The organism is Psychrobacillus lasiicapitis (assembly GCF_006861795.1).
GTDB classification, from domain to species: domain Bacteria; phylum Bacillota; class Bacilli; order Bacillales_A; family Planococcaceae; genus Psychrobacillus; species Psychrobacillus lasiicapitis.
On sequence record NZ_VDGH01000012.1, the window covers coordinates 52,638 to 68,018 of the forward strand.

The 15,381-nt window shown below is 35.0% G+C and carries 13 protein-coding genes; 3 read left to right on the plus strand and 10 right to left on the minus strand.

The genetic code is table 11. The features are described 5' to 3' along the window. The first annotated feature begins 188 nt into the window (after window positions 1-188). The gene (locus FG382_RS18535) at window positions 189-2,327 is read left to right on the plus strand and encodes a sensor domain-containing protein (RefSeq protein WP_142540386.1); all 2,139 of its coding nucleotides are present in this window, start codon (window positions 189-191) and stop codon (window positions 2,325-2,327) included. An 86-nt stretch (window positions 2,328-2,413) separates the two neighbouring features. On the opposite strand, the gene FG382_RS18540 is transcribed toward FG382_RS18535, so the two are convergent. The 6 genes from FG382_RS18540 to hxlB all read right to left on the minus strand — a co-directional run bounded on the left by FG382_RS18540 (window position 2,414) and on the right by hxlB (window position 6,945). Continuing rightward, window positions 2,414-2,896: a hypothetical protein gene (locus tag FG382_RS18540; protein WP_211356427.1), complete on the minus strand. Its 483-nt coding sequence runs from the start codon at window positions 2,894-2,896 to the stop codon at window positions 2,414-2,416. A 165-nt stretch (window positions 2,897-3,061) separates the two neighbouring features. Continuing rightward, window positions 3,062-3,394, minus strand: a complete 333-nt coding sequence (locus FG382_RS18545) for an SMI1/KNR4 family protein (protein ID WP_142540388.1) — start codon at window positions 3,392-3,394, stop codon at window positions 3,062-3,064. A 26-nt stretch (window positions 3,395-3,420) separates the two neighbouring features. Continuing rightward, window positions 3,421-4,548 (minus strand): MFS transporter, encoded by a 1,128-nt coding sequence (locus tag FG382_RS18550; RefSeq protein ID WP_142540389.1) that lies wholly within the window; start codon window positions 4,546-4,548, stop codon window positions 3,421-3,423. Window positions 4,549-4,687: 139 nt separating this feature from the next. Next, window positions 4,688-5,335 carry a 3-hexulose-6-phosphate synthase gene (gene hxlA, locus FG382_RS18555; RefSeq protein ID WP_308421231.1) on the minus strand — a complete coding sequence of 216 codons (648 nt, stop codon included), beginning with the start codon at window positions 5,333-5,335 and terminating at the stop codon, window positions 4,688-4,690. A 52-nt stretch (window positions 5,336-5,387) separates the two neighbouring features. Further along, complete coding sequence (allD, locus tag FG382_RS18560) at window positions 5,388-6,398, minus strand: ureidoglycolate dehydrogenase (protein WP_142540390.1); 1,011 nt, start codon at window positions 6,396-6,398, stop codon at window positions 5,388-5,390. Window positions 6,399-6,408: 10 nt separating this feature from the next. Next, complete coding sequence (gene hxlB, locus FG382_RS18565) at window positions 6,409-6,945, minus strand: 6-phospho-3-hexuloisomerase (protein ID WP_142540391.1); 537 nt, start codon at window positions 6,943-6,945, stop codon at window positions 6,409-6,411. A gap of 284 nt (window positions 6,946-7,229) precedes the next feature. Here hxlB and FG382_RS18570 point away from each other — a divergent pair, with 284 nt between their 5' ends. Both FG382_RS18570 and FG382_RS18575 read left to right on the plus strand, forming a co-directional pair. Next, window positions 7,230-7,538 carry a nucleotide pyrophosphohydrolase gene (locus FG382_RS18570; RefSeq protein ID WP_142540392.1) on the plus strand — a complete coding sequence of 103 codons (309 nt, stop codon included), beginning with the start codon at window positions 7,230-7,232 and terminating at the stop codon, window positions 7,536-7,538. Window positions 7,539-7,664: 126 nt separating this feature from the next. Continuing rightward, window positions 7,665-8,795: a SpoIIE family protein phosphatase gene (locus tag FG382_RS18575; RefSeq protein WP_142540393.1), complete on the plus strand. Its 1,131-nt coding sequence runs from the start codon at window positions 7,665-7,667 to the stop codon at window positions 8,793-8,795. 589 nt (window positions 8,796-9,384) lie between these two features. Here the strand turns inward: FG382_RS18575 and FG382_RS18580 are convergent. The 4 genes from FG382_RS18580 to FG382_RS18595 all read right to left on the minus strand — a co-directional run bounded on the left by FG382_RS18580 (window position 9,385) and on the right by FG382_RS18595 (window position 15,373). Continuing rightward, window positions 9,385-10,215, minus strand: a complete 831-nt coding sequence (locus FG382_RS18580) for a CheR family methyltransferase (RefSeq protein ID WP_142540394.1) — start codon at window positions 10,213-10,215, stop codon at window positions 9,385-9,387. A gap of 14 nt (window positions 10,216-10,229) precedes the next feature. Further along, window positions 10,230-12,974 (minus strand): response regulator, encoded by a 2,745-nt coding sequence (locus FG382_RS18585; RefSeq protein WP_142540395.1) that lies wholly within the window; start codon window positions 12,972-12,974, stop codon window positions 10,230-10,232. Window positions 12,975-13,190: 216 nt separating this feature from the next. Beyond that, window positions 13,191-14,297 carry a Ger(x)C family spore germination protein gene (locus tag FG382_RS18590; RefSeq protein ID WP_142540396.1) on the minus strand — a complete coding sequence of 369 codons (1,107 nt, stop codon included), beginning with the start codon at window positions 14,295-14,297 and terminating at the stop codon, window positions 13,191-13,193. Then, window positions 14,294-15,373: a GerAB/ArcD/ProY family transporter gene (locus tag FG382_RS18595; RefSeq protein ID WP_142540397.1), complete on the minus strand. Its 1,080-nt coding sequence runs from the start codon at window positions 15,371-15,373 to the stop codon at window positions 14,294-14,296. Before FG382_RS18595 ends, FG382_RS18590 begins: the two co-directional genes overlap by 4 nt. Between the last annotated feature and the right edge of the window lie 8 nt (window positions 15,374-15,381).

Here is a 15,381-nt window from a genome sequence, read left to right on the forward strand (position 1 = left end):
ATAAAAATGTACTACATTTTATGTTTTGTGTTATTTACTGTATTAGTGTATTACTTTACAATATTATTAAAGATAATAATAATTCCCGCCCATATTCAATTTTCTATACAAATTAATAGATTCAAATACCTAATATAGAATAACAAAAAAAGATTCAAAGTTACTATAAAACAGAAAGGGTGGAAAAAATGGAATACAATTTTGATAGCCATACTTTTTATCAATCTTTATTTGAATTTAATCCAGATATTGTATATTTTATAGATGCATCAGGATATCTAAAAAAAATGAACGATGTGTTTTTCCAAAAGCTTGGTTTTACTAATCATGATGAAATAAACTCCATTGGATCATTGCTCCCTCTAAATTATGAACAGATGCACAAAGAGGCATTCCATAAAGTACTTTCCGGTAATCCTCAAAATATGAATATGAAGTTCATACATAAAATGGGACATTTATTGGACATCAATTTAACCATAATACCTGCTTACTTGGACGGGGATATCCAAGGTGCCTTTGGAATAGCAAAAGATATAACAGATCATATGAAAGCACTACAGTTAAATACCTACTTAGCAAATTATGATCCATTAACCGGATTACCAAACAGGAAACTATTTCAAGAAAAGCTCGAACAAGCGATAATTGTTGGGAATACGTTAAATCAAAAAGTTGCTGTAATGTATTTGGATTTAGATCGCTTTAAATATATCAACGACACACTTGGTCATACACTAGGGGATAATTTACTTATACAAATTGCAAGTAGACTAAAGCATTGTCTCGGTGAAAACGCAGTTATAGCTCGACTCGGAGGAGATGAATTCGGTGTTCTGTTGACGGATTTTTATACACAACAAGCAAAAGAGCGTTCGAAAAATATAATTGAATCACTAGATAAACCATTTCTTGTAGAGAATTATAATCTTTTTATTACAACGAGTATTGGAATAAGTATTTATCCACATGACGGAGAAAACTCTCTTACATTAATGAAAAATGCCGATTCAGCATTATATAAAGCTAAAGAATTAGGAAAAAACAATTTCCAAGTATATTCTTCTTCTTTAAATGCCCAAACGTTTAAGATCTTTTCTTTAGAATCTAGTCTACGATATGCAATTGAACGGGGACAATTAGAGCTATACTACCAACCAAAAGTTTGCCCTAAAACCTATGAAATTGTTGGTGCTGAGGCACTCATTCGCTGGAATCATCCAGAATGGGGACTTGTGTCACCTGATGAATTTATCCCTTTAGCGGAGGAGACGGGATTTATTGTTGAAATTGGAGATTGGGTAAAACGGACAGCTTGCCTTCAAATGAAGTTATGGCAAGAATCCGGCTTGCCTAAAGTTCCTATTTCCGTTAATTTGTCGGCAAATCGCTTTTTAGAAAGAAGTTTAATTACAAATGTGAAGCAAATATTAGAGGAGACAAACTTGGAATCCAAATATTTGGAAATAGAGATTACGGAATCTTCACTATTAGAGAATGAAAAAGTCGTATTCTCTGTTCTAGAAGAATTGAAGCGTCTAGGTATTAAAGTAGCGCTAGATGATTTTGGTACAGGCTACTCTTCTCTCTCTTCCTTGAAAAGGTTTAAGGGGTTAATAGATATCCTTAAAATCGATCGCACATTTATTAATGATTTAACTTCTTTTGAAACGGATGATTCCAATTTCATCACTAACACTATTATTCAATTAGCTCAGCAATTAAAAATGGAAGTTGTAGCAGAAGGTGTAGAGACTACGGACCAATTGAAAGTATTAAACAATTATAATTGTAATTCCATCCAAGGTTATTTATTCTCAAAACCAGTCCCTGCAACAGAGTTTGAAAAACTATTGAATAAAGGGAAATTGATACCTGAAGAAATGAAAGCCAAAGAGGAGAAATTCACAAGCAACGCCAAAGGTTTCCAAATAATATTAGGAAATCCTTTAAAAGCAACAATGACTCTAACGCAAATTCGTGGGAATAAAGTGGATTTAGGGACAATAGATGTTCTAATAGAAGAGGTTTGCACAAAAAGATTGAAATTTTTATCAGATATAAAATTAGCGGTCAATCATGCGATTATTTTAGAGTTAAAAACAAAGATTCTAAATAATAACGTAAAGTTTATTGGTTCGATTGTTTCAATATCAGAACCTAAACCTCACCTATATCAATATGTGTTGGAATATAAAATGGAGGAAAGTGAATTAGTAAATATAACAAAGATCCTAGATAAATTTGAAAATCTTCAAGAACCCTCTAATATGTCGCTATGCAATTTTATACAAGTGGACCGATATGTATTTTTTAATAAAGATTAAGTAATGAAGCCATCCTTTTCAAACAAAAGGATGGCTGAAAACATGGACTTTACTTTTACCTTAACGCGAAAGTTTTATGAGTTAAACTAAATTTTCAATAATACTCTATCTGCCTCATCTATTAACTTTAATGATTGTAGTAAATGAATCATTAAATTCATGACAGCTTCATCGTAATCAGGTGCTAAAATGTACCAGTAGTTCGCATCACGTACAAACGCTAACTTCTCTTCTTTATTTGCAGCATTTAAAAAGGACTGCATTCGCTCAATTTCTTTCTTACCAACGTTTCGATCTTTTGCAAACGAATAACTACGACCGCTATTACTACCAATTATCCCGAGTCCATCTAATGTCGCTAAAGACACTTTATTTTCTCTCTCCATTTTTGCTTGCTCCATATAACGTAAAACATCCACAGATTTAGCGTCGAACGTTTGTTGCAATCGTTTAAATATATGCTCACGCTCTATTTGTAAAGTATTAGATAGATCTCTAGCATTTTCTCGAATTATTTCGTTCATCTCGTTTTTATCTTGTACAGTACAAAATTGTTCTAGCAGCTCCACATAGGGCACTGAAACTGTTAAATTTATAAAGTGAAACTTCAATCAGTTGGGGTTTTCTTCATCCCCCACTGATTGTTAGTTGAACCAATCGGGCTTTTACGGGCAGTTGATCTCCACTTATCTTATCGCTTTATCTAAATCTTGAAGTCTGAGTCTTACTTCCCGTTAATGCGGGATAAACTCTTCGAAGTTCCTTGCTATATATCTAACAGGTGGATCATTTGTTGGTGATACACACACAATTGGAGCGTCCTTCAAAACACGCACATCATGAAAGTCGGTTAAAAAACCAAAATGAATCCCATTTCCACCTGTTGATGCAAAGGGAATTAAGTCTGGTGGTGTTATAGAGTAATAATAGTAATCGGTAATTGGTATGAATCCTATAGTATCAAGGGATAACCCTTCCTTCTGTAAATTCATTTCAAGCTGAATCAGTCGATATACTTCCTCTGGTATACTATAGGTGCCGTAGACTTCTATTAATTCGTTTACCACAAGCTATCTTCCTTTCTGATTTCAAATTATTCCTCGTGCTTTCTAAAAAACAAGGAACCTCCTACTAAAAATACTCCACTGAATAGAAAAATTCCTATCATTCCTATAGAACCACCAATTACTCCAAAAAGGGTTGGTGCGATTAACTGAGAAAAACGGTTCGTAGCAATTCGAAGTCCTAATACCTCCCCTGTTCGATCAGGAGGAGACGCATTATAGGTAGTCGTCATGGAAATAGGTTGTCCACAGCCTAAGCCAAGGCCCATTCCAATTGCCAATAAAGCAATCAAGTATACTGAATGACTGAAAGGCAATAAGAGAAATGCTATTCCAGCTACTAAAATTGACATAAACAGCACCGTATCTCGCTTGTATGTTTCTAGCAACTTTGGCAATATAAAGCGGACAAACATTGTAGCAAGCCCTTGTAATGCGATTATCCATCCAATTGCAGAAGTGGATAAATGCATTTGCTTTCCTAACAAAGGGAAATATGCCACAAAGATATCTTTCGAATATAACACCAATGCACTTGAAAATAATGCTTTTCTCACAAGCGGATTTTCAAATAGCTTGAAAGAATCAACTAATTTTGTAGGAGGTCTGCTAATTTTTTCTGCAGCCTTTGGAATTCCAAATGAAAATACAATCGAAATAACACCAACAACTATACAAAAAATGTATACTACTTGGAACGATATATGTTCGGATAAATAACCGCCAACTAGAGGACCAATAACAGCTCCTAAAGCAACGCATAAACTAAACATACTAAAAAAATAGTCTCTATTTTTAGGCGTAGATTGATGTCCTAATTGATTCTGCAAAGCAATAGGTATACAAATATTTGCAAGACCTAATAACAATTGACTCGCAAATAGTGACCATACGGCTGAGTAAAGAGTGGGAATAATCATTCCAACAATAGAAACTACAAAACCAAAAATAATTGGCATACGGTTTCCAAATTTATCAATTATTTTACCTGCATGAATAGAAAAGATCAGTGGTAAAAATGCAAACGATGATGTTAAAATACCTATCAGAAAAATAGAAGCTCCCAATTCATCAGCTGATAGTGTAATAACCGGTCTCGTAGCATTAATGATTGTTTGAAATAAAAAAATAAGTAACAATATTCCTCGTAAATTCATATATATCCCTGCCTATGTTCTTATAAATCTTATTATACTAATTTATGGGACTCAAAGAGTGAGTTTTTTGCATGATATTCACTAATCTATTTAAACAGCAAAAACCATTACTCAATACACTGAGTAATGGCTTCGAAAATTATACCTGCTTGTATTCATCAATAATATTAGAAAGTAGTGTTGCGCTAAACTCTGGATTTGTACTTCCAGTAATAAAGCTCCCGACAATAATAACCTCCACTCCTGCTTTCAGCAAGCTAGGTGTGATTTCATCATTTACTCCACCAGCAACTGCAATCTGATTATCATCCAATCCTTCCACAAGTTGTAATAATTTAGACGTCGCAAGTTGTCCGTCTTGTTGCATGTCTTTTCCGACATGCAAACAGAAAAGTCGAGCCCCAAGTGAGTGAATTTCTCTTACTCGGTCCGCACTTTCTATACCGAGCAAATCAATCATTACTTCCCCACTTTTCTCAGTGGCAACTTCCAAGCATTGTTTTATTGTGGCATTTGGAGAAAAGCCCATAACCGTCGTAACATTAGCACCTGATTTAAAAGCTTGTAAACTTTCATGTCGCCCAGCATCACATGTTTTCATATCAGCAACAATTGTTTTTTCAGGAAAACGTTCTCGCATTTTGCGGACAGCAGTCATCCCGTATTCTTTTATAACACCTGTCCCAATTTCAATCCAGTTGATATAATCCTTCGTTTGTTCAACAAGGGCTATACATTCTTCTATCGTCATACGATCTAAAGCTAATTGAATTTTCACCTTACTCATTCGACACCTCTATACCTTACTATCAAGCGTAATTGTTATATTCCACTATTAATTAATCCGTTAAGTAATCATAAACACTTTTTGCAATTGTAATTCCATTCACTCGATTGCTCTCTTCATTTTGTTGTTCTATTTCACCTGGTATGTAAACCTTCGAATATCCTGGAGCTGGTTCTGATTCATGCAATTCGTCTATCATTTGATCCATTCTAGCTAAGAATGTTTCTAAGTCTACAAAGTTTGTTGGATTGAAAACACAAAAATAATGCCCTAAATGACGTTTCTTATCTAAATCATCATACATTTTTCCAATATGTGGACCGAATGCTGCTCCTGCCAGCAACCCTGAAAATATATCTACTATAAGTGATAATCCATATCCTTTTGGTCCCCCAAAAGGTGTTAAAGAAACTACCTTGTTCGGATCTGTTACCGGCTGTCCATTTTCATCGACACCCCATCCTTCAGGAATAGATTTCCCTTCTTCCTTATGTTGCAACACTTTTCCGAGCGCTACTGTTGACGTTGCCATATCCAAGATGAATGGTTTATGCTTCTTTGCAGGAATTCCATATGCAATTGGATTTGTTCCTAAAAAAGAATGTTTTCCACCGAATGGAACTACAATTTTATCTGTGTGAGACATTGCTATTCCTATTAAATTAGCTTCAGCTGCTTTTTGGACGAAATAACTTAGTGCACCGCAATGACTACTATTCATCACCGTAACCATACCGATACCATTTTCTTTTGCCATTTGTATTGCCTTTTCTATTGCAAAGTCACCAATGACATGTCCAAAACCATTGTCACCATCTACGATACCTGTTGTAGGTGCTGTTTGATTGAATGTAATGTTTGCGTTTGGATTGATGCCCCCAGCTTTTAAACGATTCACATAATGTTCTGTTCTTAATACTCCATGTGAGTTAACGTTTCTCAAATCAGCGTGAATAAGAATTTCTGCTACTTTTTCTGCGTGGGCTTCTATTAGACCTGCACCCACTAATTTATTGATAGCATATTGCTTAGCTTCTTCATGATTTAATGTAATTGTTGACATAATCAATCTCCTATTCTAAATTGCTATGTTTGTTTTTCAATGTGTCGTTGGTTTGCAAACTATCAAGACTATCAATAATGGCTGCATCTAAAATGATATGGGCAGCCTGGTCGAATTGATTGCCCAAAGGTTGAATCGTTTCTGGTTCATTTGGCAAGCGGTATTTTGTCGCTGCTGGAATAATTAATCCATTGTACTGAGCAAGTACTTCTGTATTTGTCGTTATCATAAATATTTGTGAACCTACTTTTGAAGCACCTTCTAAAACATTTAACGTATTTGCAGTCCTACCCGAGCCTGAAAGGACGATAAGTACATCTCTTTCCTTAATTGCTGGAGTCGTTGTTTCTCCTAGAACAAATACCGTTTTACCACTATGCATTAATCTCATGGCAATTACTTTGGCAATAAGCCCGGATCTACCTTCACCAGTGAAAAAAAAGCGAATATCCTTTTTAAACAAATCTACTAATTGCCTGTATTCTTTTTCTTTTACGTTTGTACAAACATCTTTCATTTCTGTTAAAATCTTTGAAATAGTTATCATACAATCCCCTTTCTTCTTGCTTTCTCTCTATATCAGAGTCTAGTAATTATTTCCTTAAGTCTTCCTAAACCGATTTAGTAAAAAGTTTAAATGAACCCCCTTTCAAAGTCAAACGTGATTCCTCAACATTCTGAATACTGAAAATCTTCGCTGTATAACTAAATACGATTTTATTATTTTAAAAAATCTTCGCTTTAAGTAGTAAAATATAGTAAGGAAGTGCTTTTTTAAATAAGCAATGAATAACCAAGAATCCTAGTTTTTAGCAAAGAGAGGAGATTATTATGAAAGAACTAACGGAAAAAATACTTAAATTTGGTGAGGAGCGAGGCTGGGGTAGAAACCATAATGCACGAAGCCTTGCCATATCAGTCTCCTTAGAAGCTAGTGAACTACTAGAACATTTTCAGTGGTTGTCACCAGAAGAGGCAATTGAAAAAGACAAGCAAGCAATTGTAGATGAAGCAGCAGATGTTTTTATATATTTACTGCAACTTGCGAATGTTTTAGGCATCGACTTAAAAGAAGCAGCGCAACAAAAGATGATAAAAAATGCGTTGAAATATCCTATCCCTGTTAAAACGGAGAGTTAATGGTTAACCTGGCCTACTTCAATTATTCAATAAATAAACTTCTTTCAGCCTACTTGGTTGATTGTTATCATCATTATGTTCTATCATAGTAAGAATAAAGATTTCATGAAAAGAGGATATATAGAGATGACAATCCTAATGGTAGATGATAATTCAGTAAACTTATTTGTAATTGAAAGCATTCTAAAAAAAGCGGGTTATGAAAATTGTCATCCTTTAAATTCTGCGGAAGAACTATTCCAATACTTAAGATTGGATGAAAAAGAAGCGCCAGCACCGATGGTTGATCTTATATTATTAGACATCATGATGCCAAAAATTGATGGAATAGAGGCTTGTCGACGTATTCAGCAGGATGAGCGATTAAAAGAAATACCTATTATTTTTCTGACTGCTTTAAATGATTCTAGACATCTAGTAGAAGCTTTTGAGGTTGGAGGAACAGATTATGTCACCAAGCCGATCGACAAGTTAGAGTTTTTGGCAAGAGTTCGACTTGCTTTAAGATTAAAATTTGAAAAAGATCGAAATAAAGAGCAGGAAGCGAAAATGCAGGAAGATCTATTACTTGCCATGCAAGTGCAAGGTAGTCTCTTAAATGACTCTACTATTGACAAGCATTTGAGTATTCAAGTATTTCATTCTCCATCTGATAATCTCTCCGGAGATATGTACCACTGGCATAAATTTAGCGATCATCGATATGGCATTATTCTCTTTGATATGATGGGCCATGGCATTAGCGCCTCTCTTGTTAGCATGTTCATTTCTTCGGTATTAAGAGATGCAATAAAAAACTTAGAAGATCCAGCACTCGTGATAAAAGAACTAAATCGCTATATGACTTCTTTACATAATAAAAATAATTTAAATTATTATTTCACTGCAATTTATTTAATCATCGATACCGAAAAAAGAGAGATAGAATATGTAAATGCTGGACATCCTCCAGGATTTTTACGAGTGGATGGGACGCTTCTTACAATGGAAAGAGGGGCTTGTGCAGTAGGCTTGTTTGACGAGATTCATGTAAGGAAATCTAAACTTTCCTATAACGGAGATATTCAGCTCCTTCTCTACACGGACGGAATTATAGAGTCGGAGGGTATTGATGAAATGGAAGCACTCGAAAAATTACAAACAATCACCTGCCAAGAATGGAAAGAAGATGAATGTCTCTTCCATAAGATTTTGAGCGATATTAACCAGTCCAATCAAAAAGATGATATTTGCTTGCTGATGATCAAAACGAAATGAGAAAAGTAGAACAAAAGCGTTAAAGCCCCTGTCACATGCCCAATCAAGCTCATGGGAACGATAAAATAGAATAACACACATAATAGGGAAACTGAGTCGTAAAGAGATACGGCAAAGGCAATTGATTTCCGCTCCAGGCGGACGCTTACCGCGGGGCGGGCGGTGAGCCTCCTTGCGCTTCAATCAATAGAACTTGCTGACTAATCAAAGGTTTCCACCCATAGAAAATGCAACATCGTACTAAATTTAGTGTCTGATTATGAAGTAAATAACAAACTCTATTGGATTGTAGCGAAGGGGTGGCGACTCCGGCGGGAACAGTACGAGCTGAAAGCCCCGCAGGAGCGGGAGCTCCGAGGAGATGGAAGCCGTGCCCGCGGAAAGCGTCCACCCTGTAGCGAAATCCTAGCGGACTCTTCATTCAATTCACTACCGCGCAGTTTCCTTAAACCACGATTAAAATAAAATATACAGTCCCCTATACTACTTGAAAAAATTATCCATCTGTTCTATTTCTCTTTAGTTTCCTAACAAACAAAAAAGCAGGGCTATCCTTCCAGTCAATTAGACTTGAAAGATAGCCTCTGCTTTACTTTTTTCGGTATAACGGCTCCTCTGTTGAAAACTCTTCATAGGAATCAGCGTATTTGCTAATTCTTAACGATTCCTTGTTCCCTAAACCAAGAAATCCATTTGGGGATAAACTTTGGATAAATAATTCATGCACTTTATTTTGAAGTGTAGGATTAAAATAAATCAATACATTTCTGCAGAAAATTACATGAAACTCATTAAACGATTGATCTGTCACTAAATTATGCTGTGCAAAAATAACATTCTTCAAAAGTCTTTCCGCAAAAAACACATTTTGCGAATTTGTTTTATAATACATAGAAAATTCTTTAGTCCCACCGGCTTTAAGATAATTCTTCGTGTAGCTTTGCATTTTATTCAATGGGACAATTCCTTGCCTTGCCTGTTCTATGGCTACTTTACTCATATCTGTCGCGTAAATTGTTGCTTTGTCTAATAGACCTTCTTCTTCCAGTAGAATTGCCATGGAAAACACTTCTTCTCCTGTTGCACAGCCAGCATGCCAAATCCGTATCTCTGGATAATTACGAAGAATAGGAACAACATTCGTTCTAAATTCTTTAAAAAAGGAAGGATCCCGGAACATTTCCGTTACAGGAACAGAAAAGCCTTCAATGATTTTCTCTAAAAAACCAGGTTCATGAAACGCCCTTTCTATGAGCGTTGTAATATTTGGAGCGTTCTCTATATTTCTTCTGTTTTCAATTCTCCGTATGATAGAAGCACGTACATACTGTTTAAAATCATAACCAGTTAAACGGTAGATTGTTTCCAATAGCAAGTCTACTTCGAGTTCTTTTTTAAAGTTTTCATCTTGACTGTACATTTAATCATCCATTTCTATTCATTAGAAACCCAGACACTTAGAACAGATAGTAGTTGCTCTAAATCTAAAGGTTTACTTACATAATCAGAAGCCCCTGTCTCTAGACATTTCTTGCGATCTCGTTCCATCGCTTTAGCCGTAAGGGCAATGATAGGTATATCCATCAACTCTTCATTTGCTCGTATTCTCTGCATCGTTTCATACCCATCCATATTTGGCATCATAATATCCATCAGGATAATATCAAATAGAGAAGGTTGTTCTTCCAATATCTCCAGACACTCTAATCCATTATTTACGGAACAGACCATCATACCTTCTTGTTTCAAAGCAGCTTCTAAAGCAAAAATATTGCGTAAATCGTCATCTACGATCAATACATTTTTCCCTTGTAAGACATTTTGCTTCTCTTCTAGCAAATTCGCATTTTCTGTTTCTAAGGGAAATACTTCTTCATCTAATGAAGATCCGGCAACTTCCTCAAGTGCAGTTAACAGGACATCCTCTTTCCCTAATTTTGTAGACAAGCTTGGAAGATACAATGTAAAAGTACTACCTACTCCCTCTTCGCTCTCTAAAGTTACATACCCACCTAAATGCTTTGCGTATTCTTGGCAAATCGATAACCCAAGACCGGTTCCACCATATTTCCTCATAGTAGCACCATCTGCTTGTTGGAATGCTTCAAATATTAATTGGTGCTTCTCTTTTGGAATACCTATACCACTATCTTTTATCGAAAACGAAATCCAATAATCAGCCTCTTTTCCTGCAAAAGCTGGTTGTAATTCTTTGTTTGGAACGTTTTTAATCTCTATTGAAATACTACCTTTTTCCGTATATTTAAATGCATTGGAAAGGAGATTTTTTAAAATTTGAAGCATCATCTTTTCATCTGTACAGAAAATATTTGGGATGTTTGCTCCCTTTAGAATACTAAACAAAAGTCCTTTTTTCTCTGCAACATGATTAAAGTTCATTTCCAAATAATTCGGCAGATCATTGATATTCATTTCACCATATATAATCTCCATTTTCCCTGCCTCAACTTTAGATAAATCGAGAATATCATCGATTAAAGCTAAGAGATCTTTTCCTGATGTATGGATAACTTTAGCGAATTTCTCCTCCTCCCCTCTCGATTGCTCCCCAGCATTTTCAGCAATCAATTCAGAAAGGATTAAAATACTATTTAAAGGAGTGCGAAGCTCGTGAGACATATTTGCAAGGAATTCAGATTTATATTTAGAGCTTAAAACGAGCTGTTCAGCCTGTTTTTCTAATTCTATTTTTGCCTGGTTTAAAGCTACTGATTTCAGTTCTGCTTCTTTTGAACGCTCTTCTAGTTTTTCATTAATTGTTTGCAATTCCTCTGATTGCATTTGTAACTCTTCTGATTGTGTTTGTAAATCATCCGACTGAACACGCAGTTCCTCTGTCATCGTCTGGGATTCTGTAAGTAAACGCTCTATCTCCTCTCGGTCCTTCGCGCTATTTAACGTAATACCAAAGTTTTCTATAACATCTTCTATAAATTGTTGATCGGATTTAGAATAATTACACAAGCTCAGTATTTCTATTACAGCGATTACTTCTCCCTCATAAAGAATTGGGGCAATAATCATTCCTTGCGGAGGAATAGTCCCTAACGCAGAAGGAATAAGTTGGAATTCGTCCAAATCACTTAAAACATGCATACTTTTTTTAAGTGCATACTCTCCGATCAAGCCTTGACCTAATTCAAAATGACTTCTACCTACTGTATCAAATCCATCTGCAAATGTAGCGCTTTTCACAAAAAGATGCTTATCACTTCGAAAATCTCTTACATAAATAGCCCCATATGATGAATTTGCTTCTTCTGAAATAGCGGATATAAAAGCTTTACATAATTCAGCAATAGAAGTAATACCTTGGTAGGAATTAAATGTATTGTTAATACGTTGCTGATGCATTTCTCTTAGCTCTAGATTTGTCAGCAGCTCATTGGTTGCATTCCCTAATTCCCTGATCTCATCTCGTGATCTCAATGTAATTCTTCTCGATAAGTCTAGTGCATTTGTATTGGTAAATGTAGCAATATCTTTTATCGTTGCTATTACTTCATTCATTGTTCTGACAATCGAGCGTGATACCAATGTAGACATAACAATAGCTACGATAAATACAAGTAAACCTAATGTGACTAATCCTTGGATTAACGTATCAATATTTTGGTTTAATGCATCGGCTCTTTTCTGCCTGAATTCTGTTTCAACTTCTCTAAAGTTTTCAAATTGGCTACGTATTAAATCTATAGTCGCTCCGCCTTGATCATTTTCCAAATAACTTGAAGTAACACCATTACTTTCTTGTTTCTTTTGATTAATCATCGGTGCTCCAACTGTGTCTTCCCATTTAATGATATTATCTTTAATAGTCATTAATTTTGCTTGTTGTCCGGGATCATCTACTAACCGATATAATTCATCGAAACTATGTTGCCATTCCATCTGTCCTGTATAATATGGCTGCAGATAATTTTCTTCCCCCGTAATCACATAACCTCTTTGACCCCTTACCATATCAAGTACGTATTTTTCTATTTGATGGGATAATGTCGTTACTTCAAAATCATGTCCCATTATATAATCTTTATCTGCTTGTACAACAGCAAATTGTTTATTTACAAGAAAGAATGCAAATATGACCATTATGATAACCAATAAATAGCCAGACATAATTTTTGTCCGAATACCGATTTTTCTATTTTTCCCCATGGAATTATGAGCCTACTTTCTATATAGATATCCTATGTTAAGAATATTATACTATAATTTCAGGATGTTTTATCTATAATCCGTAGTTATTCGATTTATTCCGACTGGTGAAAAACGTATTAAAGTATACAGTCCCTATGTAACAAGAAAAACAGCCGTCGGGGTATTAGGAGTACCGTATTAGTTTAAAGTAGTACTCCCTCTCACTCTCTTTCGTTAATCCAAAGTCCCAGTGCTATTAATTCTTGTAGTGACCTTAATATCAACCTCTAGCTTACTAATTATTTTTTCCGTCATTTCTCTGTCCCAATTACCCTTATAGTACATTCGAAAGTTTTCAGTTAAACCTACGGGGTCAACCTTAAGCTCTTTTAAATCTTCTAAAAGTTCCTCAATATCCTTTTCAATTTGCTCATCAATATCTTTCTCTAGCTTTGTTATACTAGCTAAAGTAGTCAACTCATCTTCTCGATAACCTTTATATTCAATAAGCGTGCCTTCCATTTTCAAGTTAATAAATAATTTAGGTGATTCTATACTTTTATTACTTTTCATCTTTACTTTGTTTTTAATGAGATCTATCATCAATTCTTCTTTTTCTTCTCCCTTATCTAACGTTAGATTCAGCGGTGCAAGGTTTTTTTCCCCTAGTAAAGCTTGTATGATAAGACCTTCTCGTGGTAATAATTCTTCAATCATATTATCTTTTTTAAATAGAGCAACCCCATCAATCTCAATTTTCCCTTCCTGTTTTTCAAGAAGAGGTACTATTGTATCGAAAACTGGATTTGTTTGTGTATATACAAAATCATGGATATTCGTATTTGGCATGAAGGCCGTGTTGATGCTTGGTTGCAATAAATCATTTAAGTATAGGTTGATACTTGGTTTATCCGGATAACTTTCCTTTAATATTTCTTCTCCGTTCTCTTTCACAATAGCCACAAGTACTTTATTACCTACCTCTGCGTTTCTATATAGATGCCTTATTACTTTTTGAACATCCCCATTACGAGCAAATTCCTCATTAAATACAACAACTCGTAATTGATTCAATACTACCTTTTTGTCTGAAACTGTTTCAATTTCAACAATTCCTTTCGAAACAAAATCGGTAGTCACGGAGAAAATTTGTGTATTTTCTTTGGCTTCGGGTAAAAACTGAGGCATCGCCGCCGATAACTTATATGAATCTTCATCAATATAGTCAAATGCCAAGATGCCAAGGAGACCAACATCCTCCAAAGGTACTTTCAATTCCTTATCCGCACAACCCGCCAAGCATATAATAGTCAAAATAAGTAATATTAGCTTTTTGTTCATGACTGCACCTGCTTTTTCCTCAGTAGATGGACAACAATCAAAAATATGGGCCAACATAGCATTAAATAAGATGTTTGAAAAGCGGCCTCAAATATTTTTTCTTTAACTTCTTTTGAAAATGGCATCGATAGGATTATATAAATCGCTATCGTGATTACATAAACATGAGAAATCTTTTTTTTAGATCGAAAAGAATCTATTCCCTTTTTAGCACACCATAAGTAACCAGTTATCGTAGTTAACACTAGAAATACCCATATTGTAATTCCAATGATGTCAATTCTTTCTATATAAGTTAATTCACCCGCTTTAAACAGATGCAATACCGAATACGTAACATGTTCCAATTGCCATTCTGAGTAATACATAACACTTACTGTAGTTACAACAAAACAAAGAATAATACTTATCCAAACTCCTATTAAAGCATGTTTATATGCTTTCTTTTGGTTTGCAATATAGGGAAAATAGACCATAATAAGTTCGTACCCCAGTATAGATAAATATCCTTTTCTGAAAGCTTCAAAAGCCTCGCTTTTATTGAAATTAAACAAAGGTAAAAGGTGACTTAAATCACCTTTCTCAATTGCCCATCGTAAAAAGTACAGTAACGGCAGAGTTAGAAAGAATGCCATCATGCAAAACCTGGCGATGGACTTAATTCCACCATTTACAATATAAATAGCTACCACCAAGAAAAAGAGTATTGGAATAGTAGTACTTTGTTCAGGAAGGGCTGTAGTTTGTATAAGATTCATGTAATCATCGATAATCCCTGCTATAAAAAAAGTTAAGTGTACAACTATAAACAAATTGAAGCTCTTCCCAATCCATTTGCCTAGTAGTTTTTCATTGATACCAAATATATTTTCATTTTTATACTGTGAACATATCCAAATCATCGGCCATAAATTAAGACTTGCAACTACTCCAAATAGAAGAGGATAAAGGGCCAGACTATATCCCATAGAACTAAGGTCTTGAGGGAGTGAGAGCATACCAGTACCAATCATTATATTTTGTATTAAAAAAACTACATGATATCCATTCAACTGTTTTCGCTTATCTACATTCAACCTCGCCA